Below are 25993 nucleotides of genomic sequence, written 5' to 3' on the forward strand. Positions count from 1 at the left end.
ATTACTCCTGTGATTGCGCCAGTGCGTCGAGTACGGCATCGCTACTTAAAATGGTGGAGAGCTCAATGCCTAGTGGTGTTGTTGGGCCATAAACGATATTAAAAGGTACGCCATAACGTCCATAGGATTGAAGATAGTCAGTAACGTTATCGGAGCGAACCGTCCAATCTCCTTTCATTAGAATTACATTATCTGCTTGCAGTGCGCTGTATATTGGATCTTGCAGTATCACGCCGATTTTGTTTGCTTTACAGGTCACACACCAATCTGCGGTAACATCGACGAACACGGTTTTACCAGCTTCAACATGTTGTTTGAGTCGTGCAGTATCGAGCGGTTGCCATTGCAAATCTGTTGCTAATGGTGTTGCCCAATGTTTAGCGGTAAGGCTACTGATTAATAAGCCAATAGCACCAAAGATGAGAAGTGCTGCGAGGCTAATAAGTAATGTTTTTTTACCATGTTTTTTAGCAATTAAAACAAATAATAACACCAGTAAAATAAGGGTGAGCACAATAACATTAGTTAAGCCGATAAAACTACTCAGTAAGCTTATTAACCATAAGCTGGTGGCTAAAATCATTAAGGCAAAAATAAGTTTAACGGTACCCATCCATTTACCTGGCTTAGGCAATAGCTGTGCAATCGATGGAAATAGCGCTATTAGCAACCAAGGTAATGCCATGCCTAATCCTAAAGCACTAAAAATAGCAAACAATTCAATCGTTGACGCGCCTAAAGCAAACGCAACCGCTGTGCCAAGAAAAGGTGCGCTACAAGGCGTCGCCAGTAATGTGGCAAACATGCCCTGTAAATAATGACCGAGATAGGATTGATCACCTTTTGTGGCTAACCAGGTTTGCATGCTAGAGGGCAGTTGAATCTCAAAAAGTCCTAACATATTAGCTGCAAACAGGGCTGTGATTGCTACCATGGTGGCGATGAAATATGGATTTTGAAATTGGATCCCCCATCCCAATGCTTCACCAGACAGCTTTAATGTGAGCAAAAATAGTGCAAGTAACCAAAATGAGGTGAGAATTCCCAATGAAGAGGCTAAGAATTGTTTGCGAATGTGAGACTTTTGAATGCCATGTGCCCCTAATATGGAGCTTAATTTCATTCCCAAAACAGGTAAAACACAAGGCATGATATTAAGAATTACCCCCCCCAGTAAGGCGATTAAAAACATAGATAATAGATTATTGGTGGTCGATTGAGTTGCAAGCGGTTGATCACTACTCATCGCAATTAACTCAGCAACAATATTATTGTCAACAACCGTAGTATGAATTTGGGTCTTTGTTAGATTAACTTCGCCAGCCCAACTTGAAACATCAAACGTTGCGTTTAAGGTTTTTCCTTGTACTTCAACTTTTGGTGTGGAAAAGAAGATGCCATCTAAATCAGGGTTTTGTAAGTCGACAAATACATCTGGTTGTTGCCAGTTAAATTGGTTTTTTACCTGTACGATGAGCTGTTGTTTAGTCTGGTTCCAATAAGGGGTAATAGCTGTAATTGATGCGCTTTCTTGGCCTGCATTAATTTGCTCTTCGTCGATCAGTATTGGTACTGCGCCCATTGCCTGTGCATAATTAAAGGCGACTGTTTGATCAACGACTAAATCTGTTGTCGTAAATGCGAGTTCAATATCGTAATCGCTCAGCACACAAATTGTTGTGCATGATGCAAGGGTCAATCGCCCTTTTAATAGGGTCGGTTGGTTTAAATCCTTTAATTCGAGGCTTAAAGGAAGATGAACTTGGTGTTTATAGCCTAATGTATCAACACCTAGAACTGGATAACGTTGTGGGGCTGGCCAAAACCAGTTGATATTTTTAATGTTTTTAGACTCATTTTGCCACATAAAAGTAGGAGCGACCCCTCCTTCTCCCGGCGATCGCCAATAGGTTTTCCAATCACCCTCGAGATTAATATCTAATAGCAACTCTGCTGTTTTAGCATCAGGATCAACCTGTCCGGTCATTTGTGCTTGTACTGAAACGGGTTTATGCATTGGGCTAGTTAACCAGCCACTATTGGTTTGAATAAAATCTGCGCTGAATAATGGCCAACTACAGAATATCAGTAGCAATGCTAATAGAGGTTTATAACTGGATAGGGTTTTCAAGGTAATGCTCCAAATCGTATGTGTCGATTAGTAAGACAGGTTATTTTACAGAAAAATTTCAATGAATTATCTGTTTTTCATCAGAGTCGAGAATGCCTATAAAGTTCACTCTATGCCTTTAATAGCGTGCCCAGATCGCAGTTTCTGTTTATTAAAATAAAATAAAGTGAATCTTTAGAGTGCTTTTGTTTCATATCAGTTAACGGTATTATTGCGTTTTAATTGGGAGAGTGTGATGAATTACCAAGCGGCTATTTTTGATATGGATGGCCTGTTATTAGATACTGAAAGAGTTTGCCAACAAGCTTTTCGTGAGAGTTGTGAGGCATTATCACTTCCTTTTCTAGAAGATACCTACCTATCTATTATTGGTTGTAATGCACAGGGGATAGAAAATATTTTAACCGCTGGATATGGCGATAAAATTGATTATCAAATATTGCGTAAAGCTTGGATGGATAGATATCACCCCGTTGTTAATACACAGGCAATCCCAGTAAAAAAAGGGGTTTTGGCTTTATTAAATTGGTTAAAGTCTGAAAAAATCCCGATGGCAGTAGCAACATCCACACATCGTGAATTAGCGATCACTAAACTAAAACTCGCTGGAATATATGATTTTTTCGATAGCCTTTCGACAGGGTGTGAAGTGCAGCATGGCAAACCTCATCCTGAAATATTTTTGTTAGCTGCCGATCGTTTAAAGGTGTTGCCTGCACGATGTTTAGCCTTTGAAGACTCTAACAATGGTGTACGTGCAGCGGTGTCGGCTAAAATGCAGGTATTTCAAATTCCTGATTTAGTTGCCCCTTGCTCTGAGGTATTAGCTTTGGGGCATAATGTCCTTGATTCATTAACGATGGTGCCACAGCAGTTAACTAAACATGGCGTTCTATCTCAGGGCATAGCTTAATAAAGTCTAGCCATATTTGTTTATCGATAGACATCTTTGTTAAAAGGTTATCAATAATTTTTTCGTCTAACCCCTTCTTCTTCGTCAGAAGGTAGGTTTCACTTAGCAGATTACTTTTATATAAAAGTGTCGCCAGTGCTGATTCATGAATATTGTGATGTGCTTGCAGGGCATCGCAATAAAGTACTGGTAGGCCCCATTCCTGAGCAATAAAAAAAGAGATGTCTGCTGACATTTCAGACATCAACTCCTTGAAGGTGCGTGTACCCGGTGTGCTACCAGGGGGCTCGGTACGCAAGGCTTCACATAGGCAATTAAAAATAATGATTTTGCCCACATCATGAATCAATCCTAAAAAGTAGGCATCAAACTCATCTTCATTTTCAGCTTTTGCCAACTCCCGGCATAAAAAAGCACATTGCATTGAGTGTATCCAGATCTGTTTACCAAACATTTTGTAATAGATAGGGGCTACCGGGCGAATTTTTTCTAATAAGATGGTGGTTGAAATACTGGCTATCGCTTTAACCCCAATTAATGAAACCGCTTTGGGCAAAGAGGTCACTTCGCCTTCACCCGTGAAATAGAGTGCTGAATTGGCTACTTTCAACACTTCAATAGCAAGTGAAGGATCTTTTTCAATCACTAATGCAATATCTAAAAACTTTGCGTTGTCATTTTTTAATGTATCGATAAGTTCTAATAATACTGCTGGTAATGGTGGGATTCGAGCGCTTAATTGCTCACTATCGTTAAGAATAAACCTAACATTCTCTAATGCTTTTTGCTCAACAGGGTTGATTTCAGTACTGAGTTGCTCTGGACCAAACATCGCATCATAAAAAGCACTGGAAAGTTTTCGTTGCACGTAATGTATCCTTGAAAATAAATTATGAGTGTAATACAAACTCAGTGTTTTATTGTTTTTTTGATGTATATTGCTGAGAAAATGAAGTTATTTTGATTAACTGTGAGCAATGATATTGGCAATAATATTCAAGTATCTCTATGATTTGTCGATATATAATTATCTATTTTTTATCTGTGGGGTGTGATGTGTTATCAAAAATAAGTTTAAGAGCCAAAATGGCTTTGCCGGTGTCATTAGTGTCTATTTTGTTTGTCGCCATTTTAGTGAATGTTTGGTTAGCCTTTAACGATTTGGAAGATTCAGATAGATTGCAAAATGAGCAAGTAAAACCTGTTTTATCGCAACTGAATGATGGTTATCGCGATCTTTATCAGATTATGTCCTATACCACTGCCATCGTTTTAGCAGATGGCGATCCTAATTTAATTCGTTACTATAAAACCGAGTTCGCTGATGAATTAGAAAAAATAGGCGCTCGCTTAAATGCTCCGCAGAGATTAATCGACTCAGGGTTTATTGCCCCTCAAAACAATGCTGTCATGCAAAAGCTACGTGATGATTTGCAAGCCTCATTAAATTTGTATGAAGGTTTTTTCGAGCTATCAAATGGCTATGAGTCTTATTACGTAAAACATCAATTACAACTTAAATCCCTTTTTGATGAAATAAGAGATGGCATTAAAACGCTTTCTGAGCGTATTGAGCAAGCGGAAAATAAGCTCCAACAAGAGAAACAAAATTACGTTAAACGAACCACGATTATTATGGAATTAGGTGGGTTGATAGCAGTTATTCTATCCGTCATATTAACATGGTTTTTATCAGGCTTAATTATTGCGCCTATTCAACGCTTGAGTCGCGCAATGAAGGATATTTCTCAAGGCGATGGCGATTTAACGGCACGTGTTCAGGTTGAAACAGAAGATGAAATCGGCAGGCTTGCTCGTGCCTTTAATGATTTCATGGAAAAAATTCATCGTACTATTTCAGAGGTTGTTGAAGCTTCACAGCAAGTACGTAATGAGATGGATAATATTGGCAATGTAACCCAGTCTATTTCTGCTGGTGCGAGTGAGCAACAACAGGAAAGTGATGCTGTAGCGACAGCTGTCCATGAAATGAGTGCAACCAGTGATACTGTCAGTAGTCATGCTAATGAAGCCGCTAGTGCCTCACAAAGTGCAAGTGATGAAGCAAATAATGCTAAATTGGTGTTAGGTGAAACAGTGGTTTCAATTCAATCGCTTTCAACTGAGATAGCACAGGCTGGCGATGTTATTAATACGCTTGAAAATGATGTAAAAGATATCAGCTCGATTTTAGATGTTATTCGTGGCATTGCAGACCAAACAAACCTGTTAGCGTTAAATGCAGCTATTGAGGCTGCCCGTGCTGGTGAGCAGGGACGCGGTTTTGCTGTGGTTGCTGACGAAGTGCGCTCTCTTGCGAGTAAAACGCAAGATAGCACTGGTGAGATTCAGAGCATGATTGAGAAGTTGCAAAATGGTGCACAGCACGCTGTTAAAGTGATGACCTCTTCACAAACCAATGGCCAAGAAACAGTACAGCAAGCAGATATTGCTGGTAACTCTTTAGATGCAATTGCAGGAGCAATCAGTGTTATTAATGATATGAACATTCAGATTGCTACCGCTGCAACGCAACAGAGTCAGGTTAGTGAAGATGTTAATGTGAATGTCCAACGCATTGCTGAAAATAGTCATCAGGTTGTTGGTATTGTTTCAGATGCAGAAAAAGCATGTAAAGCATTAGGTACACAATGTAGTAAGCTTGATAAGTTGGTTGCGCAGTTTAAAGTATAAACATCGCTGTTATGGTGAACTATTAAGGAGGCTTAGCCTCCTTTTTTAATAGGCTTTTGGGTGGCTCTTCCATTACCAGAACTGAGGTTAACTACTTTGTCATTGCGATTACAAGCCAATACTATCGAGTATTTCTAAAAATACTTCCTCTCTTTGTTTACTAGTAAGTTTTGGATATAAGCGACATAGGCGAATTGCTTGTGAAAATTTATTTTTACCTAAAACGCTTAATACACGTGTAAATAACTCCTCATCTAAAAAAAAAGTTTTAACAGCATGGGTAACCGCATCGTTTAAGCAAGGATAATGAATGCCGTCAAACTCAAACTGTTCATTGTCTAACTCAGCAATTAATTGATCGTTATTAATGACCACTGGCCAACCTTGATAGTTGATGCGTGCTTGCATCATTTTAAACATTGGCCAAGCACTGCGTTTAAAGCCTTCAAAGGCACTGCCTTCGAGCTCAGACTCGAGAAGCTCTTGCTCAGTCCAATTCGAGCCAATGCTTAATACTTTTTGGTGTTTTTTAACGAGTGCTTGTTTAATCGCATCACGGTAAGCAAAAACTGAAGTAAACGCGGTACGTTTTACAATAGATGCACACTCTTTACAGCTCGGCAAAAAAATTGCTTTATGAGTAACGATATTGCTTTCATATTCTTTTCTCGGAAAGCAGATATTTTTATCATCAGGCTCACCACAAAACCAACAGGTGTTGCGAAAGTTAAAAGGTATTTCGATGGCTGTATAACTGTTCATTATATATTTGCTCTTGATGAAGGATGCAGGGAGTTTACCCTTGTTACTTTTCTCACATCAACCGATAGTATAAATCTCCCAAATAGTATTAATTATCATTTGCATTTGGTTTTTTGTTTTGTTACTATCTTTTTTGTTGATTGGGTGCCTTGCACAGCATCTTGTTAACTGCTTTGGTTAGCTAGAAACCTGCCTAAATCCTTCGGGCAGGTTTTTAGCCAAAGGCTATCATCGACTTGATTTTTTAGCCTATTTTAGCTTCCCACACAACACTCATCCCTTTTCTAGAAATAAATAGCAGATCTATTTCACTGGCTAAAGAAGCCGATCTCGTCGTTAAAAACTATTTAAATAGAACAAACGTTTACCTCAAATTCCGCCTTGAGTTAAGTCACTTTTCCTGGGCAAAATTGAGTTAACAGATTTAATTAGATTGGAATTATTAGGTTTGAATATCTGAGATGGTGAATATTTTATTGATGGGTAATGAGTTGCTTGTAAAGATAAACAGATGAAGGCGAGAGCTGCTCGCCTTCTGAAAGTTAATCGGCTGCTTGTACTTGGTTGCGTCCGTTAGTTTTAGCCCTATATAGTGCGTTGTCTGCGCGCTCTAAAAATGAAGCTGTAGACTCATGTCGATGTAACTCAGCTACGCCAAAGCTCGCCGTTGTATTAATGCCTGCTAATAATGGCTTTTCAGCGATTAGCTTACATAGTTTTTGAGCTAGATTGATGGCTTTATCTCGTTTAGTGTCCATACATAGAATAATAAACTCTTCGCCTCCCCAGCGGGCAAACTTATCTTTTTGACGAATATTTTCATTAATGGTGCGCCCGAATTGAATTAGAAGATCATCTCCGACAGAGTGACCATGCTCATCATTAATACGTTTGAAAAAATCAATATCAATAAAAATAAGGCTAAATGGGATACGCTGTGCGTGTGCTTTCTCTTCACATTCAATCAGGTACTTACTTAAGCCTACTCGGTTTCTTAATCCTGTCAGAGCATCACGCTTGGCTAATTTTTCTAGCTCTTGTTTTTCTAGTTGTAATGCAGCCATCACTTCATTCTGTTTTAGTTGTTGGCTTTTAGATTGGCGGAGGCGTGAACGGAAAGATTTAAGTTGAACTAATAGTGCGATAACTGCGCTACCAAACCACATTGCAATAATTGAAAATAGAATATTTTCTTTACTAATTAGGTTGTAACGAAAGGTAACTTCTTTTACGAGAATAGTTATCTCCCCTTCATCAACTAGCCCGCCAGAAGCAACCGTTAGTAGTGGACTATTGCTAATTTCTACACCACGTAATTCTAGCGGAATATCACGAGCCTGTAGCCACCATGAAACAACATTGAAGTCTTTGATAGGTATGAATTTTCCGTTCGGATAATCATTTGGGGAGTACTCCACTTCGTTTATTTTTAAGGAGTTTCCATCGGTGTATAGGTTGGTGTAGAGCGGGTTGTAGTTACGAATATAAAAACGTATTTGATCGTTTGCTTCACCCATTGTACTGATATTAAGAAAGACCTCTGTATATGCGGAAAGGTCCACTCCTTTTGCATAGTTGAATGCACCTTGATCTTCTCGTTCAGCTAAATGTAATTTTAACTCGCAATATGGCCACTGGTATTCCAGACTAATATTACACTTAAGCATAATACCTTCGTCAGTGTAAGTAATATCAGCAGTTGTTTGCCCGCCTTGTGATAGATCGGTATTTAATCCCATCTGCTCTTGACGAGTAAGATCAACGCTATACGTCTTGTAAATCCCATTTTCATAGGCGAAAAGAGCTATAATTGTCGCACTAATTAGTATCAGTAGAGAAATAGTTCTCAGGCTGGAATTCATTTGCAGGCCTTTTATCTAGCATAAAGATCAAAATAAAGGTATAGATTAAAGTGCTAAGCAATCAAATTCAACGCTTTGATAGCATAAGTATGAGTTAGGTAGATTTTATATTTATATTGTTTATTTTAGCCCCTATTTTGATACTGAATAGGGGCTTTGACAGCATGCCTATTCGACGGTAACTGCCTTGGCTAGGTTTCGTGGTTGGTCAACATCTGTTCCTTTGATTAATGCAACGTGATAAGAAAGTAGTTGCATTGGTATCGTGTAAAAGATTGGCGCGATAATATCGTCTACATGAGGTAGAGAGATGATTTTCATGCCATCGCAGGCCTCAAAACCAGAATTTTCATCCGCAAATACATACAAGAGCCCACCACGTGCGCGTACCTCCTCTACATTGGATTTGAGTTTTTCCAACAGATCATTGCTTGGCGCGATAACGACGACTGGCATATCTGCATCCACAAGTGCTAGCGGGCCATGCTTTAGTTCACCTGCTGCATAAGCTTCAGCATGAATATAAGAGATCTCTTTTAGTTTTAATGATGCTTCCATGGCAATTGGGTAATATTCACCGCGCCCAAGAAATAGAGTGTGTTGCTTATCTGCAAAATCGATGGCTAGTTGTTCAATTTCGCTATCAAAAGTCAGTGCTTTTGATATGTCAGAAGGTAAGCTGTGTAGCGCTTTAACAATATTTTCCTCCTGTTGTCTGTTTATCTTACCCTGTTCTTTACCTATTGCAGTTACCAGCATTAGCATTGCTGCTAGTTGAGTGGTGAAGGCTTTGGTAGAAGCAACACCAATTTCTGTACCTGCACGAGTCATAAAGGCGAGGTCCGATTCGCGCACTAAAGAGGAACCTGAAACATTACAAATAGTCATTGCTGACATGTAACCTTTTTGTTTGGCTAAACGTAATGCAGCTAAGGTATCCGCTGTTTCACCCGATTGCGATAGGGTAAGCAATAAACTATTGGGGCGCACAACAAATTCTCGATAACGAAACTCTGATGCTATCTCTACGTCACAACTTACTCCCGCCAATGCTTCAAACCAATAACGAGCAGTCATGCCGGAGTTGTAAGATGTACCACAGGCGATGATTTGTATATGCTCTACTTTCGATAAAATCTCTTTCGCCCCTGTTCCAATACTCTCAACTAATACGCTGTTTTTACTGAGGCGTCCTTCCATCACATTGGTTAATGCACTTGGTTGTTCAAAAATTTCTTTTTGCATAAAGTGGCGGTATTTCCCTTTGTCACCTGCATCATGCTCAATTTGTGATTCATGAATTTCGCGGGAGACTTGATCTCCGTTAATATCGAATACTGTTACGCTATGGCGTGTTATCTCAGCCACGTCACCCTCTTCTAAAAACATAAAGCGACGAGTTACATTTAATAATGCTAACTGGTCAGAGGCAATAAAGTTTTCGCCAATTCCTAAACCAATAACAAGCGGGCTTCCTGAGCGCGCGACGACTAAGCGACTTGGATCGCGACGATCCATTGCGACTGTACCGTAGGCGCCTTGAAGTTGTTGTGCGGTTTTTTGTAGTGCTTCCTGTAAATTTTCCGACTGACGTAACTCCCACTCCAGTAAGTGGCCAATGACTTCGGTATCGGTTTGTGATGTAAACTGATACCCACGGTTACGTAGGGTGTCGCGTAAACTTTCGTAATTTTCAATAATGCCATTATGGACAATTGCAATATCATTACCGGACATATGTGGGTGAGCGTTAATCTCAGAAGGCTCACCATGAGTTGCCCAGCGGGTATGAGCAATCCCTGTTCCACCGGCAATGGGGGCTGCTGAAAGGCCCTCTGAGAGCGCATTGACTTTCCCTAAACGTCGTAATCGAATCAGTTCGTTATCGCTATTAACGATAGCAACGCCTGCGGAATCATAACCGCGGTACTCAAGTCGCTTTAATCCCTCAAGTAAAATATCTGATACATCTCTTTGCGCTACAGCGCCAACAATTCCACACATAGTAATTCTGCCTCATATAGTTAAGTGTTCAAATCAAAGATAAACCTGCATAAAAATATATATTAATGCAGGATAGTGCATTTTTAGGTAAATAAACACGCAAAATAAAATATTTTTTGCATGTTTTTTCTGATTTTTAGAAAATGATACTGAGATGCATGGCACATAATTTTTAAAGAGGGTCGCTAAATGAGAAATAACTGTTTAAAATAACAGTAACCTTTTGTGGAGAATTCGATGTTTATTACCCAACTTAGCCAATTACTAATTTTACTGTGGAAACTATCATCGGTATTTGTGATCCCACTTATTATGATTGCGTATGTCATGTTAATGAGTCGTTATGATGCAAACTTTACTTTTGCAGATTTAGATAAAGGAAAAAACATACATAAATGGTTGGTATTCGCTATCTACTTGGCTTACCTGCTTTTATGGAATCGAAGTAATAAATTTGTGACTGAATATCTTAAAAAGTTACAGTATTCATGAACCTTACCCCCATCGAATTATCAATTTTAGCGACACTGGTCGTCTTGCTATTGCTCTCTTGTGCTTTGTACCTACGCACTAAAAGCCAGTTAACAACAACACAGTTGCTTCACCAACAAGAAAGTAACTTTCAACAATCACTACTGGAAAGTCGCTCGACAGAATTAGAAGCATCAAAATTGTTGGTTGAAAGCTTACAATCTCAACAGAATAAATTAACAGCAAGATTGCGGGAATCGGAAGTACGTTTGCAGGCAGGAGAGCAACGGTTGCGTGATCAATTAGCCAGTGAAGAAAAGTTGAGTGCACAATTTGAACTGCTTTCGCAACGTATTTTCAATGATAAATCGGCGCAGTTTAAGGCACTTAATGAAGATAATTTAACGCAGTTATTAGCCCCTTTTAAAGTACAGTTAGAGGGGTTTAAGCAACAAGTGAATGCGTGTTATATGAGTGAAAGCAAAGAGCGCTATAATTTACAGGCTGAAATTAATAAATTGGCACAGCTTAATCAGATGATGCAACAGGAAACCAATAACCTAACCAATGCCTTGAAGGGAGATAATAAACAGATGGGTAATTGGGGAGAAGTGGTCTTGCAACGTATTCTAGAAAACTCGGGACTACGTGAAGGGCACGAATATGAAACACAGGGGCATTATAAGAGCGAATCAGGGCAACGCTTTTTACCTGATGTAGTCGTTCATTTACCACAAAATAAAAATATTATCATTGATTCTAAAGTATCGCTGGTGGCCTATGAGCGTTATTTTAACAGTGATGATGTGAATGAGCAGCAAGAAGCGCTTAAGGCACATGCATTATCGGTGCGCCAGCATATCAAAGGGCTAGCCAAAAAAGATTACCAAAATTTGATTGGTGCAAATAGCTTAGATTATGTACTGTTATTCGTTGCCGTGGAACCTGCATTTATTGTCGCCATTGAGCACGATCCCGAATTAGTGAAACTCGCATTAGATAATAACATTCTTCTTGCGAGCCCAACTAATTTAATGATTGCCCTTCGTACTATAGAAAACCTATGGCGCTTTGATTTACAGGAAAAAAATGGTCGTTTGATCTCAAATCAAGCCAGTAAGTTATACGATAAGCTACGCTTATTTAGTAATAACTTACTTGAAGTGGGTACTCAGCTGGGCAAGGCCCAGGATAGTTATGACCATGCTTTGAAGCAATTCAGTGAAGGTCGCGGTAATTTAATTGCGCAAGCAGAATCCCTGAAAACGATGGGGGTCACTGTGAATAAACCACTCCCAGAGCAACTTGTTGAATTAGCAAAGGGAGAAAAGTGATAAGAGAGGTAATATGATTCGAATCTATAAACCCGGAGAGCTTTCCAGCGGATGGTCAGGTGTACGTGTTTCGGTTAGTGTTAATGGTAAGTCGAAACAAGCATATTTTTCATATTCAACCTATACCGACTCAAAGGCGTTACAACTTGCACAAGATAAAGAGCGCCAGTTACTCAAACAACAACTCAAATATGCGCGTAATAATATCAAATCTAAGCGCTCCAATACCGGTTTTAAGGGGATTTCATTTACCCATGAGGTCAAAGTGACAGAGAGCGGTAAGCGTTATAGTTACCCAGTGGTGACTTTTCAACATCGAAAAGATGGAGAGTTAACTTCAATGAAGTGGCGCATAAATCAGAACTTAGAGATACCTAAAGCGATGTGGCAGGAGATCTGTTTGCGTGTTAAAAACAGCCGTACACTGAACGCAAAAACTTATGAGTATATGTTAGCTCATCGGCCTGATCCGAGCGCTCATTTTGGAGCTTACAAGCACTAACGTCGCCAGAAATGGCGAGTTAACATCACCACCACTGTCAATATCTCCAAACGGCCCATTAGCATACATAATGATAGTATCCATTTGGATAGGTCTGAAAAATGTGCAAAATTCCCAGCAGGGCCTATTTCAGAGACAAGACCCGGTCCGACATTAGAGACTGCAGTAATCGCTGCGGTTAACGATGTCATCGCGCTTGAGCCACATAAAGTGAGCAGTAAAGAGGCCACTAAAATAGTGGCTACATATGCAAGTACAAAGGCAATTAACGAGCGCAAAATATCATCACTGACGACACGATTGTTATACTTTTGTGGAAAGATGCCATGTGGATGCATCAGCAACATAAGTTGACGCTTTAATAAGCTAAAGGCTATTTGAAAGCGGAAAATTTTAATACCGCCAGTGGTTGAGCCTGAACAAGCACCCGCAAACAGCAAACCAAAGAAGATCATCACGCTAAAATCGCCCCAACTAATAAAGTCATCTAAACCAAAACCTGTCGTTGTGACAACAGACATGACGTTAAATAAGCTTAAGCGAATAGCATCGAGCCAACCAAATTGACCACTATAGGTGAGGTGTAGCGTTAAACAGAATGTACAAAACACAACCAACTTTATAAAGCCTTGAATTTGAGCATCCTTTAGCAAGAGTAAAGCATTGCGTCGATTGATGGCGCGGATAAAAAGTAGAAATGGCAGGCCTCCTAAAAACATAAATAGGATGGCGTTCCAGTGTGCCCCCTGTGAAAAATTACCCATTGAGCCATCAGAGGTAGAGTATCCGCCCGTAGATATAGTGGTCATCGCATGATTTAGCGCATCGAAGCTACTCATTCCTGAGAGCAGGTAACCGATAAAGCAACAGATACTTAAAAATAGATAGACGATTAAAATATCCATCGCAACACGTCGTGTTTTAGACTCAGCTTTATCTGACCAGTCGGAAGATTCAGTTTGGAAAAGGCGCATCCCGCCGACGTTTAAGAAGGGCAAAATAGCTACCCCCATTACGATAAACCCAACACCTCCTAACCATTGTAAGATTGAGCGCCAGAGAAGAATGCTAGGGTGCATGTTATCTAACCCATGTAATACGGTACTACCAGTAGTGGTAATACCAGACATCGTCTCAAAAAAAGCATCGCTGTAACTAATATGTTCAATAAACACAAAGGGGAGTGCCGCAAATAAGCTTGCTAGTACCCACACGCCAGTGGTGAGCAAAAACATCTCTCGTACACCGAGTCTTGAGCGTTGTTTTTCACCACCGAGGAAGATAAAAATAAAAGAAGCAATATGGGTGATTGCGATTGCAGAAAGGAACTCAACTCCACCTAAGCTGTCTTGATAAAAAGCCAGTGCCATTGGGAAATACATGAACACTGCCATTTTAGATAGCACCAGACCGGTGATAAAAAAGAGCGGGCGATAAACCATTTATAGCACCAAACTACAGGAAGAATGGGCTAGGCTGGAATAGCTTTTCAATATCACTAATGTATTTTTTATTAACCAAAAATAAAATCACGTGGTCATCACTTTCTACCACCGTATCATCGTGTGCAATGAGTACTTCATTGTTACGGACAATGGCACCGATACTTGTACCGGGTGGTAATTTTAATTGATTTAGCTGTTTGCCTACGACCTTAGATGTCATGCTGTCACCACGAGCAATGATCTCAATTGCTTCGGCTACCCCTTCACGCAATGAGTATACGTGTTTAAGGTCGGCTTTACGGACATGGGTAAGTAGCGCTGAGATTGTTGCTTGTTGCGGTGATATAGCGATATCTAATATATTACCCTGCACTAAGTCAACGTATGCGGTGCGCTGAATAAGAACCATCGCTTTACGTGCGCCCATACGTTTGGCTAGCATTGCAGACATAATGTTCGCTTCATCATCATTGGTGACGGTGATAAACAGATCTATTTGATCAATATGTTCTTCAGCTAATAGCTCTTGATCGGAGGAGCCACCACAAAAAACAATGGTATTGGACAGCGTTTCAGATAGGTATTCAGCACGTTTTAAATTCTTTTCAATCAGTTTAACGGAGTTTTCTTTTTCTAAACGCTTAGCAAGACTCTCGCCGATATAGCCTCCCCCAACAATCATAATACGCTTGTATGGGTGCTCTAATTTCTGCATTTCACTCATTATCGCTTTAATATGCTGACTCGCGGTAATGAAGAATACCTCATCGTCGGCTTCAATAATGGTCGTGCCTTGTGGACGAATTGCTTTGCCTCGCCTAAAAATAGCCGCTACGCGAGCTTCGATATTAGGCATATGTTCTTTCAGTGTTGAAATTGCATTACCTACTAACGAACCACCGTAATAGGCCTTGATTGCGACCAAACCCACACGACCTTCAGCAAAGTGTGCGACTTGTAATGCACCGGGATGCTCAATTAATTGATAGATATAATCACTGACCAATTTTTCTGGGGCAATAATATGATCGATAGGGAATGCATCAGTATTAAAAAGCTCCTCTTCAAACATCACCATGCTTTGTGAGCGGATTCGCGCAATTTTTTTAGGCACATTAAAGAGGGTAAAGGCGATTTGACAGGCAACGATGTTTATTTCATCAGAATTAGTCACTGCGATTAACATATCAGCATCAGCTGCGCCTGCTTCCCCTAATGTACGTGGACTAGACGCATTACCTTGAACGACACGTAAATCAAACCTATCTTGAAGGTCTTGTAGCTGTTCATGAGAAGAATCAACAACGGTGATATCGTTATTTTCACCTACTAAGTTTTCAGCCAGTGATGCGCCAACTTGTCCTGCACCTAATATGATAATTTTCATCGTTGCTTATAATCCTTGGATAGGGAGCACTTATTCAATAGAGTGCTCCATATTGGCGCTATTTATGGGGTAAATGGCGCAGTGTTTTATTTCGCTTTTTGAAGTTTTGCATAATAGAAGCCATCCATTGCATCTTCATTCGGTAATAATTGGCGACCGTGTTCAACGCTATTATATTGTTCTGACAATGGAATTAATGTGGCATCACTTTGACTTTCTAAAAAGCGTTGTACTTGTTGCTCATTTTCATCGGGTAAAATGGAACAGGTTGCATACAGTAAAACACCACCCGGTTTTAGCTTCTTCCATAATGCGCTTAGAATGCTTTTTTGTAGCGCCACTAACTCGGCAATATCACTGTCACGGCGTAACCAACGAATGTCTGGATGACGACGGATAACACCTGTTGCACTGCAGGGCGCATCACATAAAATGCGATCAAACTGTTCGCCTTGCCACCAAGTATCTGGTTGTGAAGCATCGCCATGAATCACCGTTGCTTTAAGGTTTAAACGCGCTAAATTCTCTTCGACACGCGTTAAACGGTTGGCATCTGCGTCAACGGCTACCATCTGTTTGATCGCGGGTTGTAGTTCTAATGCGTGTACCGTTTTACCACCCGGTGCTGCACAGGCATCAAGAATTAATTCATCGGCTTGTGCGCCTAAGTAATGTGCCGCTAATTGCGCTGCGCCATCTTGTACCGATACCCAACCCTCAGTAAAACCTGGTAATTTATAAACATCGGTGGCTTTCTCAAGGCGCAGTGCATTACTGTTTTCAGTATCGCTAGCGACAATACTTGGTAGTGTGGCTTCGCTTAACAATTGTTGGTATTGCTCACGATTGTGGTGTGTTTGATTTACTCGCAACCACATTGGTGCCTGTTGGTTATTTTCAGTCATAATGGTTGCGGCTTGTTGCTCACCATACGCCTGTTGTAAACGCTTAACTAACCAGCTTGGATGACAATACTTTAATGTATCTTGCTGATCCGCTTTTTCAATTAAACCTTCCTGCTCACGTAAAAAATTACGTAACACACCATTAATCATCCCTTTTAGTGCTTGCTTTTTTAATGCTTTAGCACCGTTTACGGTTTCGCCAACGGCCGCGTGACTAGGGATGCGTGTGTAGAGTAGCTGATAAAAGCCCACTAAAATTAAAAAGTGCAACTCTCGCTGTTTGCCTTTTAATGGTTTTTGCATCAATGAGCGACAAAAGAAATCGATCCTTGGCAGGGTGCGTAAAACACCATAACAAAGCATTTGTAAGAGTGCTTTGTCTTTTGGATTTAAGTCTTGCTGTGCACTGGGCAATGCTTGTGAAAGAGACTGTCCTTGTTCGACCACTTGATTGAGCACTTTAGCTGCTAATGCGCGTATATTCATCCTTGCACACCTTGAGCATTTAACGCGGTTCCGGGCGCAAATAATTCTTTACGGGAGTTTAAGATATCTTGTACCGGCATCGCTTTTTTACCGGCAAGTTGTAGCACTTGCAGGTTAAGAATGCCGTTACCCGTTGCTACTTGAATGCCATTTTTATCGGCACTAATAATGGTGCCAATTGGCTGACTTGAGGTTTCTTCAATAATACTAACTTGATGAACTTTTATTGGTTTTCCTGCTAGTTCAAAGTAACTCATTGGCCACGGGTTAAAGGCACGTACGCAACGATCAATAAACACCGCATCCTGTGACCAATCGATTAGTGCTTCTGCTTTACTGAGTTTTTTCGCATAGTTAGCCAGTGTTTCATCTTGTACTTCTGCAGTTAGCTCGTTATTTGCTAATTTTTCGATGGTCTCCACTAATACTTGTGGTGCTTGAATCGCTAATTTTTCGTAAAGCGTGCTACTGGTTTCGTGGCTTGCAATTGGGCAAACAACTTTACTAAGCATATCACCGGTGTCTAACCCCTCATTCATCTGCATGATGGTGACACCTGTCTCTTTATCACCCGCCCAGATAGAACGTTGAATAGGGGCGGCACCACGCCACCTTGGTAATAGTGAGCCATGTACGTTGAGGCAACCTAAACGTGGGGTGTTTAATACGTTAGTGGGTAAAATTAAACCATAAGCGACGACGATCATTAAATCTGCATTCAGTGACGCTAGTGTTGCAACACTCTCTTCAGATTTAAAGTTTTCCGGTTGATAGACCGGTAGATCGTGCTCAACGGCCAGTTGTTTTACCGCACTTGCAGTTAATTTTTTACCGCGACCTGCTGGTCGATCAGGCTGCGTGTAAACAGCAACGACGTTAAATTGAGACTCAATCAGTGCGCTTAAATGTTTTGCTGCAAAGTCAGGTGTCCCTGCAAAAACAATGTTTAATTTTTCCACTAAAATATATTACCTATCTGATTACTGCGATTTTATGAGAATTTAGCGTTTTGACGCTGTATCTTTTCAAGTTTCGCTTTAATACGTTTTTGCTTGAAAGGAGAAAGGTAATCGATAAACAGCTTACCCTTAAGGTGATCTAATTCGTGTTGGATACAAACCGCTAGCAAACCATCTGCTTCAATTGTTTGTGAATTCCCATCAAGATCAAGATATTGCAATGTTACAAACTCGTTTCGTTTAACATCGGCATGAGTATCAGGAACAGAAAGGCAACCTTCTTGTGATTCTTCTTCACCAGATTGTTCTATAATTTCAGGGTTAATTAGCACCATTGGTTGATTGCGTTCTTCTGATACATCAATAACAACAATGCGCGAATGAATGTTAACCTGCGTTGCAGCAAGACCGACACCGTTTTCGTCATACATGGTTTCAATCATGTTTGACGCGATAGTTTTGATCTCTGGTGTGATCTGCTCAACAGCTTTAGCAACGGTTCTAAGACGTTGATCGGGAAAATGTAATACTTCGAGTAAAGCCATGATATTATCTTGCTCTATAGTTAATGTTAAAAGAACACTAATTCTATACCCATGGAGCTTGAACATGCAACAAAGCATCGTGAGGTTATAGGGATACTCACTCCTTATACAGATATAGTTTTACTTACCAAACAAGGATTGTTATGAAATTTAAACGAGTTACCTCATTCTTATTAGGCGCAGCGCTTTCTTTTGCAGCTTTTGCAGATACGCTGACACTAAGAGAGGATCACCCTGAAACCTATACGGTTGTGAAAGGAGATACTCTGTGGGACATTTCAGCGCACTTTTTAAATACTCCTTGGTTGTGGCCTCGTTTATGGCAAGCAAATAGCCAAGTTGAAAACCCACACTTAATCTACCCAGGCGATGTCTTAACACTTATCTGGATCGATGGAGAGCCTCAGTTAACTCGTAAGCAATTGAAAAAATTGTCTCCAGAGCCTCGCTTAGAAGAGAAAGGGGTACCAATTCCAACAATCCCACTTTCTGCTATCTCAGCGTTTCTTTCAAAAGACCATATTGTTGAGCCTGAATTATTAAAAGAAGCACCTCGTTTGTTAGGTGATGCAATTGGTACACCTCGTTTCTTTGAGGGGGATGTATTTTATGGTGAGGGTCAATATGATAAAACCAAGTTATACGGTATTTACCGATTATCTGATGATTTTCATGATCCGGTTACCGACGAGTTTTTAGGTAAAGAGTTAACCTTTATTGGTCATGCTGAAGTATCTAAAAATCCAAATGTAACTAAAACAGAGCAAGTGACACCACTTGATTTCTTGAAAAGTAAGCGAGAAGCGCGTCAGGGCGATGTTATTTTGCCTATTCCAGAGTATGAAACGTTACCTGCATACTTTTTACCACAACCGGTTCCTGCTAGCGTAGAAGGGCATATTTTAGCCGCTCTTAATAATGCCGTTGCCATTGGTAAGTGGGATGTTGTGGTTATCGATAAAGGTAAACGCGATAAAATTCAAATAGGCTCGATGTTTTCTATTATGCGCTCAGGACCTGGTGTGATAGTGAACGATAAAAAAATCGAATATAAAGATGATGCCAGTCGTTTTGAGCAGATGGGTGAAGCGGATATTATTATTCCTGCAGAACGCTTGGGTGAATTAATGGTCTTTAAAGTGTATGAAAAAGTAAGTATTGCTATCGTAATGCGCAGCTCTGATGCAATGGGGGCTAAATACAAAATCAAAGGGCTAGAATTTTAACCATCAATTAACTCGCCACAGTTTTGGCTGTGGCAAGGAAGGTCTCTATTCAACAAAATCTTTTTGACTTAGATGACATTTTACCTACAACCACAGAGCAGATTAAACGCTGGATGGTGCTCGATGCTATTCCAGCGTTACAAAAACGTACTATTTTTAAATTACTCACCAAACACTCTCTCCACGAACTATTAACACTGCCTGTTGCAACCTTAAAAAGTTACCGTTTGAAAGAAACGCAAATCAATGCATTATTACACCCTAATTTAATACAGATCGAAGAAAACCTATCTTGGATCGATATCGACCAACAACGCGATATTATCTGTTTTGATGACTCGCGTTATCCAGCAAGATTAAAAGAGATCAGCAATCCTCCTTTACTTCTCTATATACAGGGCGATAGCCAGTTGTTAGCAACCCCACAAATTGCTTTAGTAGGAAGTCGTAACTGTACGCCTTATGGGCAGGAAAAAGCATATCAGTTTGCACGTGACTTGGTGGATTCTGGTCTTACTGTCACTAGTGGCCTTGCGCTAGGGATCGATGGTTACTCTCACCAAGGTGCACTTGATGCGGGTGGAAAAACAATCGCCGTGCTAGGCACAGGGCTGAATAATATTTATCCTAAACGACATTTAAAATTAGCGGGTCAAATCATTGAACATGGTTTATTGGTGTCGGAATTTTGGCCAAATAGTCCGGCTATACCGAGTCACTTTCCAAGGCGTAATCGTATTATTTCTGGATTATCTTTGGGCGTGCTGGTGGTTGAGGCATCACAACGAAGTGGCTCGTTAATCACAGCACGTTACGCTAGTGAGCAAAATAGAGAGATCTTTGCGCTGCCTGGTTCCATCGATAATAGCCAAGCATGCGGTTGTCATCATCTTATTCAGCAGGGGGCAAAACTGGTTGTTAATATTAGCGATATTACGGAGGAGATTTGTTATTTATCAACCGTTTCTTGTCTCGATAAAGAAAGCGCTACTAATATCCAAGAAGAGCAACATCCTTTAATACAATTTATCGACTTTCATCTCACCACACTTGAACAGATACTTGAGCGTTCAGGTATTGACTTGATCAATGTGCAAAATCAGTTAATAGAGTTAGAGATAACTGGTAGAATCAAGGTTACCGCTGACGGTTATACTCGCTGTTAACTAAAATCACAGCGATATTAAGGATGATCAGGCAGATATTTAGGAAGCTGTTGATCTTTCAAGTTTATTTTTCCAATCGAGCCTAAGGTAAAAAGAAAAATGTTTGAAGTGATTATTTATCTATTTGAAAGCTATATGCAGGTTGACCAGAATGTAGAGGTCGATGCGCAGGAGATCACTGAAGAGTTATTAGAAGAGGGATTTCAGCGTACAGATATCTCGAAAGCATTAGCATGGCTTGATCATTTATCTAGCTTACATGAACAATCTCAAGATACTGTCGTACAGCAGGCTAAAGCCACATCACATCGTATCTACGGTGAGGCTGAGCAACAACGTTTAAACAGTGCCTGTCAGGGGTATATCTCCTATTTAGAGCAAGCTAAAATTTTAAATGCACACACTCGGGAAACTGTGATTGACTGTGCAATGTTATTAGAAATGAATGAATTAGGCTTACATGATCTGAAATGGTTAATATTAATGGTGCTATTTAACGATCCAAGCAGTGAAGATGAGTTTATGCAGTTAGAGTCCATGCTAATGGACCTAGAAGATGGGTTAATTCACTAATATGAGTAAAGATGACTTAGTAACATCACATTCAAAAATTGTAGATCTTTGTCCTGATTGTGGGGCTGAATTACATATTCGTAACGGTAAGAAAGGCGCTTTTCTTGGTTGTACGCGTTATCCTGAGTGTGGTTACTTACGTCCATTACATGAAAAAAGTGAGATAAAAAAAGTATTAGTGGGCACTAGTTGTCCACTTTGTAGCGCTGAATTGGTATTAAAGCAGGGGCGTTACGGTTTATTCATTGGTTGTAGTGATTACCCTACCTGTGAACACACTGCACAGCTTTCAGACTCCAATGAAAAAGAAGAGATCTCAGAGAAGGTTACATGCCCTTCTTGTAAAAAAGGGCATCTTATTCAGCGCCAATCTCGTTTTGGAAAAACCTTTTACGCCTGTGATAATTACCCCGCCTGTAAATATGCTGTTAACGATAAACCGGTGAATGAGTTTTGCCCAGACTGCCATTGGCCTATCTTAGTGGAACGAAAAACAGCAGCGACTTTTCGCATAATATGTCCAAAAAAAGGGTGTGGTTACCGAAGCAAGCCGATATAATTCTGTTACGTTTAGGCTTGTGTTTGGATTAATCCGATGTCGTGAGCCTTGAAAGCAACCAATTTGTAATGGAACACTTTATTTTGGCTAAACTTGATCTCTCAACTGCCCTTGCTGCCCTGCGTTCAGAAGCTGTTATCGCTTATCCCACAGAATCCGTTTTTGGATTAGGCTGTGATCCTGATTGTGATAGTGCTATTCAAAGTATTCTCGATCTGAAACAGCGACCGGCTCATAAAGGGCTGATTTTGATTGCTGCTAATATTGAGCAATTACAAAACTATGCAGACTTTTCCTCGCTGACCGCACTGCAACTAGAAAAAATCGAAAACACATGGCCAGGCCCTTTCACATGGGTGGTGCCTGTTCAAAAAACATTATCTAAGTTAGTTAGTGGTGATTTTGACAGTGTTGCAGTAAGAGTGAGTGATCACCCCGTTGTGCAACAACTATGCACAGAATTTGCAAAACCGATTATTTCAACCAGTGCCAACCTGTCGGGTTTAGAAGCCTGTACCGATGCCGAGCAGGTAAAGGCGATGTTTGTGGATAACCCATTATTAGCGCATACCGTCGAAGCTGCGGTATCTGGCCTTGATAACCCTTCACAAATTCACCATGCGATCACTGGTGAAAGGTTACGCTAAGGCCTGTGGGTATTGATAATAAGACTATGCAGCTAAACCAACGCTTGTTGGCTGCATGGCAATGAAGCCGGGTAACGCCTCAATACGTGTTAACCAATTTTGAATGTTTTTGTATTGTGCTAAAGAAATATCGCCTTCTGGTGCATGTTTGATATAGGTATAATTGGCGATATCTGCAATGCTTGCCTGTTGACCGACTAACCAATCCTTTCCTGCTAAATGATTATCTAACTCGCCTAACAGTGCATGTGAGATCGTTATCGCTATTTCATGGTTTAAAGGTGCGCCAAATACATTTACTAAGCGTGCGCTTGCAGGACCAGACACTAATCTTCCTGCCGACAGCGATAAAAAACGTTGCACCTGTGCTTGTTGTAAATCATCGCTTGGTAACCATTGTTCGCGGTGATCATATTTTTTAGCGAGATAAACTAAAATCGCATTAGAATCCGCCAGAGAGTTATCAGCATCTTCGATCACAGGGACTTGTCCTGCGCTATTTTTAGCTAAAAATGCAGGTTGTTTATGCTCACCATTTTTAAGATCAACCTCAATCAGCTGTGCTTCTAACCCTAATAAAGAGATAAATAGTTCAACACGATGAGAGTGGCCTGAAAGTGGATGGCGGTATAATTTAATGTTTGGCATAGTGAAGCTCCTTACTGATTAATTGTTTGTTAGTTGATGAAAATAGTATCGGCTTTATTGCTATATTGATAAATAGGGGTAATGTGGAATTATTATCAACATATTATTGACAATGGAGTGGTGAGATGGACACATTAGATGGATTTAAAACCGTGATTGCGGTGGTCGAAACAGGATCATTTACCGCTGCTGCGATACGTTTAGATATGTCTAAAGCGTTAGTTAGTAAATATGTTGGAGAGGTGGAAAAACAACTTGGTATACGCCTTTTTAATCGTTCGACACGCAAATTATCATTAACAGAAGCGGGCCAAAGTTATTATCAAGGTGCGTTATCGCTGACTAGCAAATATGAGCAACTGGTTGATACCGTCACAGGAGAGCAAACAAATCCTCGCGGTTTACTCCGTATCAGTACATCGGTGACCTTTGGTGACACCCTGTTATCGCCTAAGCTACCTCTTTTTTTAAAACAATATCCTGATTTAAAAGCAGAAGTGTTATTGACAGATCGTAAAATTGATATGTTAGAAGAAGGAGTTGATGTGTTGATTCGCATTGGCGGTGTGGATGATTCGACGCTTATTGCACGACAAATTAATCACTTTCCACTGCTCTTATGCGCCTCTCCCGAATTCATTAAAACACACGGCAAGCCACAGCGTGTTGCTGATCTACTAACGCTTAATTGTATTGTTGATAGTAATTTTGCTATCGCCAAACAGTGGCCCTTTACTGATAAAAATGGTCATACCGAGACCATTACAATCAATTCTAATGTCTCTGTTAATAGTCCTCGCTCTGTACGTGCGTTAGCGATTGCTGGCGCAGGTGTTGCCTTAGTGCCTCAATTTATTGTGCAACAGTCGCTAAATAACGGCGAATTAGTGCAAGTATTGCCTGAATACAAGACGCTTAGCTTTGGCATGTTTGCTATTTACCCACATCGTCGTTACCTACCTAAAAAAGTCAGCTGTTTTGTCGAATTCTTGTTTGAGCAGTTTTCTGCAGATATGACAACGTTGTTTACTAATAGCAATAAAACTTAATAGTAAGGTGCAGGGGGCTTAAAGATTGTTGTGCGAATATCGCCATTGAGACTTCAAGAAATCGTACTCATGAGAGCATGTTTTTAAGCTTATAAATTTCAATGGTTATAGTTAAGTGATTGTAAAGTAATGAATAATACATTTTTGTTACTTAGGCTGAGATATCTTTACACAAAAAAATATTTTCTTAGGTTGTTTTGCCGTTATTATTTTTTACGTAGCAACGAGATAGCTTTACAGGATGTAAGGTGATCAAGTTAACTACTTGAACAGGAAGTTATAAGGTAAATAAGGATTGTTTGCCTGGTCAGGATGACTAAATGGATAAACTACAGGATGTAGTTAAAGGACACCTCCTAAGGATTGGGGGAAGATGGATAACCAGGATGGTTTATCTAACACGGAAGTAAAATGGAAGATCCCAACGGATGTGGGAAATGGAAGCCTTGGAATAAGGCATGGTCAACAGGATGTAAGCAGGGAGCATCAACTATCAAGGATTGGATAGCGTGACTACTCAGAAAGGGCAACTTCGGTTGCCCTTTTTTTTGTGCAAAATTTTTATTCTCCATACACATAATGCTGCTCAGTTGTAATTAATTTGTTAATTAATTGATTTTAGAAAGCCTATTAACTTGTATAATCGCCACTCATACCAATCGAATTAGTATGTGCTTTAAATTTATGACAGCGCTGGATTTACGTTTCAGTTAGCTAAGAGGAAAACACTATGTCTACAACAGTTGTGTGCGCGTTATACCGCTTTGTCGCACTTGAAAATTACAAAGAGATTCAACAACCTTTACTCGACATTATGAATAATAATGAAGTAAAAGGAACGTTATTACTGGCGAGTGAAGGTATTAATGGCACTATCGCGGGTAGCCGAGAAGGGATTGATAACGTTATTAGTTGGCTAAAGCTAGACCCACGCTTTATGGGGTTGACCACCAAAGAGTCCTTTGATGAAACTAACCCTTTCTATCGCACCAAAGTAAAATTAAAAAAAGAGATTGTTACCATGGGCGTTGAGGGGATTGATCCCAATCGTACTGTTGGTAGCTATGTCAAACCTAAGGATTGGAATGCACTGATTAGCGATCCTGAGGTGTTATTGGTTGATACTCGTAATGATTACGAAATTAGCATTGGTACCTTTGAAAATGCGGTTGATCCTAACACCACTAACTTTCGTGAATTCCCACAATATGTGAAAGAAAATCTTGATCCAGAAAAGCATAAAAAAGTTGCGATGTTTTGTACGGGTGGTATCCGTTGTGAAAAATCTACAGCTTACTTAAAAGAGCAGGGTTTCGATGAGGTTTATCACTTAGAAGGTGGTGTATTGAAATACCTTGAAGAGGTACCTGAAGAAGAGACCATGTGGAAGGGGGAGTGTTTTGTTTTCGACAATCGCGTATCGGTTAACCACCAGCTAGAAAAAGGTCAATACGATCAATGTCATGGTTGTCGTTTACCGATAACAGAAGAAGATAAAAAATCGCCGAAATATATGCAAGGTATTAGCTGTCACCACTGTTTTGATAATATCACCGAAGAGCAGAAGCAGCGTTTTAGTGAGCGAGAAAAGCAGATCCGTTTAGCCAAAGAGCGTGGACAAGCCCATATTGGTTCTGATGCGTTAACGCAGCTTGAGCAAAATCGTGAGCAGAAAAAAGCGTTCAAAGAACAACAGCGAATGGCTAAGTAACGTCCTACAGAATG

Annotated in this window: 23 protein-coding genes; 12 read left to right on the forward strand and 11 right to left on the reverse strand. The window is 40.2% G+C overall.

Going from position 1 to position 25993, the window contains the following annotated elements; all coding sequences use genetic code 11:
- Position 1 precedes the first annotated feature (1 nt).
- The gene (locus CW745_RS12895; protein ID WP_238596819.1) at positions 2-2131 is read right to left on the reverse strand and encodes a protein-disulfide reductase DsbD domain-containing protein; all 2130 of its coding nucleotides are present in this window, start codon (positions 2129-2131) and stop codon (positions 2-4) included.
- Positions 2132-2366: 235 nt separating this feature from the next.
- On the opposite strand from CW745_RS12895, the gene CW745_RS12900 reads away from it, so the two are divergent.
- Entirely contained in the window at positions 2367-3044 is a 678-nt protein-coding gene (locus tag CW745_RS12900; RefSeq protein WP_101109106.1) for an HAD family phosphatase, read from the forward strand.
- Here the strand turns inward: CW745_RS12900 and CW745_RS12905 are convergent.
- Positions 3010-3912 carry an HDOD domain-containing protein gene (locus CW745_RS12905; RefSeq protein WP_101109107.1) on the reverse strand — a complete coding sequence of 301 codons (903 nt, stop codon included), beginning with the start codon at positions 3910-3912 and terminating at the stop codon, positions 3010-3012. The two genes, CW745_RS12900 and CW745_RS12905, sit on opposite strands and share 35 nt — an antisense overlap.
- 218 nt (positions 3913-4130) lie before the next feature.
- Here CW745_RS12905 and CW745_RS12910 point away from each other — a divergent pair, with 218 nt between their 5' ends.
- Positions 4131-5738: a methyl-accepting chemotaxis protein gene (locus tag CW745_RS12910; protein WP_202973197.1), complete on the forward strand. Its 1608-nt coding sequence runs from the start codon at positions 4131-4133 to the stop codon at positions 5736-5738.
- A gap of 108 nt (positions 5739-5846) precedes the next feature.
- Here CW745_RS12910 and CW745_RS12915 read toward each other — a convergent pair whose 3' ends face one another.
- The 3 genes from CW745_RS12915 to glmS form a co-directional block, all read right to left on the reverse strand.
- Positions 5847-6500, reverse strand: coding sequence for a hypothetical protein (locus CW745_RS12915; protein ID WP_101109109.1), 654 nt, complete (start codon positions 6498-6500; stop codon positions 5847-5849).
- Between the two features lie 542 nt (positions 6501-7042).
- Complete coding sequence (locus CW745_RS12920; protein ID WP_101109110.1) at positions 7043-8362, reverse strand: GGDEF domain-containing protein; 1320 nt, start codon at positions 8360-8362, stop codon at positions 7043-7045.
- A 168-nt stretch (positions 8363-8530) separates the two neighbouring features.
- A complete protein-coding gene (gene glmS, locus CW745_RS12925) occupies positions 8531-10366 on the reverse strand; it encodes a glutamine--fructose-6-phosphate transaminase (isomerizing) (RefSeq protein WP_101109111.1) in 1836 nt (611 codons plus the stop codon).
- A gap of 237 nt (positions 10367-10603) precedes the next feature.
- On the opposite strand from glmS, the gene CW745_RS12930 reads away from it, so the two are divergent.
- The 3 genes from CW745_RS12930 to CW745_RS12940 are packed head-to-tail and all read left to right on the forward strand — an operon-like array spanning position 10604 to position 12673.
- The gene (locus tag CW745_RS12930) at positions 10604-10858 is read left to right on the forward strand and encodes a hypothetical protein (protein WP_101109112.1); all 255 of its coding nucleotides are present in this window, start codon (positions 10604-10606) and stop codon (positions 10856-10858) included.
- Entirely contained in the window at positions 10855-12171 is a 1317-nt protein-coding gene (gene rmuC / locus CW745_RS12935) for a DNA recombination protein RmuC (protein ID WP_101109113.1), read from the forward strand. Before CW745_RS12930 ends, rmuC begins: the two co-directional genes overlap by 4 nt.
- A gap of 13 nt (positions 12172-12184) precedes the next feature.
- Positions 12185-12673, forward strand: coding sequence for a hypothetical protein (locus CW745_RS12940; RefSeq protein WP_101109114.1), 489 nt, complete (start codon positions 12185-12187; stop codon positions 12671-12673).
- Here CW745_RS12940 and CW745_RS12945 read toward each other — a convergent pair.
- From CW745_RS12945 to def, 5 genes are all read right to left on the reverse strand, one after another.
- Positions 12670-14115, reverse strand: coding sequence for a TrkH family potassium uptake protein (locus CW745_RS12945; RefSeq protein ID WP_101109115.1), 1446 nt, complete (start codon positions 14113-14115; stop codon positions 12670-12672). The genes CW745_RS12940 and CW745_RS12945 overlap by 4 nt on opposite strands.
- Before the next feature lie 13 nt (positions 14116-14128).
- Positions 14129-15505 (reverse strand): Trk system potassium transporter TrkA, encoded by a 1377-nt coding sequence (trkA, locus tag CW745_RS12950; RefSeq protein WP_101109116.1) that lies wholly within the window; start codon positions 15503-15505, stop codon positions 14129-14131.
- Positions 15506-15591: 86 nt separating this feature from the next.
- Positions 15592-16896 (reverse strand): 16S rRNA (cytosine(967)-C(5))-methyltransferase RsmB, encoded by a 1305-nt coding sequence (gene rsmB, locus CW745_RS12955; RefSeq protein WP_101109117.1) that lies wholly within the window; start codon positions 16894-16896, stop codon positions 15592-15594.
- The gene (gene fmt / locus CW745_RS12960) at positions 16893-17855 is read right to left on the reverse strand and encodes a methionyl-tRNA formyltransferase (RefSeq protein ID WP_101109118.1); all 963 of its coding nucleotides are present in this window, start codon (positions 17853-17855) and stop codon (positions 16893-16895) included. Before fmt ends, rsmB begins: the two co-directional genes overlap by 4 nt.
- A 32-nt stretch (positions 17856-17887) precedes the next feature.
- Positions 17888-18400 (reverse strand): peptide deformylase, encoded by a 513-nt coding sequence (def, locus tag CW745_RS12965; RefSeq protein WP_101109245.1) that lies wholly within the window; start codon positions 18398-18400, stop codon positions 17888-17890.
- A 143-nt stretch (positions 18401-18543) separates the two neighbouring features.
- Here def and CW745_RS12970 point away from each other — a divergent pair, with 143 nt between their 5' ends.
- The 5 genes from CW745_RS12970 (at position 18544) to CW745_RS12990 (ending at position 22571) form a co-directional block, all read left to right on the forward strand.
- Entirely contained in the window at positions 18544-19626 is a 1083-nt protein-coding gene (locus CW745_RS12970) for a LysM domain-containing protein (protein WP_101109119.1), read from the forward strand.
- A 29-nt stretch (positions 19627-19655) separates the two neighbouring features.
- Positions 19656-20792 carry a DNA-processing protein DprA gene (gene dprA, locus CW745_RS12975; protein ID WP_238596820.1) on the forward strand — a complete coding sequence of 379 codons (1137 nt, stop codon included), beginning with the start codon at positions 19656-19658 and terminating at the stop codon, positions 20790-20792.
- A 99-nt stretch (positions 20793-20891) separates the two neighbouring features.
- Positions 20892-21365 (forward strand): DUF494 domain-containing protein, encoded by a 474-nt coding sequence (locus tag CW745_RS12980; protein WP_101109120.1) that lies wholly within the window; start codon positions 20892-20894, stop codon positions 21363-21365.
- Between the two features lies 1 nt (position 21366).
- Positions 21367-21924, forward strand: a complete 558-nt coding sequence (locus tag CW745_RS12985) for a type I DNA topoisomerase (protein WP_101109121.1) — start codon at positions 21367-21369, stop codon at positions 21922-21924.
- A gap of 83 nt (positions 21925-22007) precedes the next feature.
- The gene (locus CW745_RS12990; RefSeq protein WP_343226084.1) at positions 22008-22571 is read left to right on the forward strand and encodes a Sua5/YciO/YrdC/YwlC family protein; all 564 of its coding nucleotides are present in this window, start codon (positions 22008-22010) and stop codon (positions 22569-22571) included.
- A 24-nt stretch (positions 22572-22595) separates the two neighbouring features.
- Here CW745_RS12990 and CW745_RS12995 read toward each other — a convergent pair whose 3' ends face one another.
- Positions 22596-23219, reverse strand: coding sequence for a glutathione S-transferase (locus tag CW745_RS12995; protein ID WP_101109123.1), 624 nt, complete (start codon positions 23217-23219; stop codon positions 22596-22598).
- Positions 23220-23344: 125 nt separating this feature from the next.
- Between CW745_RS12995 and CW745_RS13000 the strand changes: the two genes are divergently transcribed.
- Together CW745_RS13000 and CW745_RS13005 are read left to right on the forward strand one after the other, a co-directional pair.
- Entirely contained in the window at positions 23345-24268 is a 924-nt protein-coding gene (locus CW745_RS13000; protein ID WP_101109124.1) for a LysR family transcriptional regulator, read from the forward strand.
- Between the two features lie 730 nt (positions 24269-24998).
- Positions 24999-25979 carry a rhodanese-related sulfurtransferase gene (locus CW745_RS13005; protein WP_101109125.1) on the forward strand — a complete coding sequence of 327 codons (981 nt, stop codon included), beginning with the start codon at positions 24999-25001 and terminating at the stop codon, positions 25977-25979.
- The last annotated feature ends 14 nt before the right edge of the window (positions 25980-25993 follow it).

Origin of the sequence: Psychromonas sp. psych-6C06 (assembly GCF_002835465.1) — a bacterium.
In the GTDB taxonomy this organism is placed as follows: domain Bacteria; phylum Pseudomonadota; class Gammaproteobacteria; order Enterobacterales; family Psychromonadaceae; genus Psychromonas.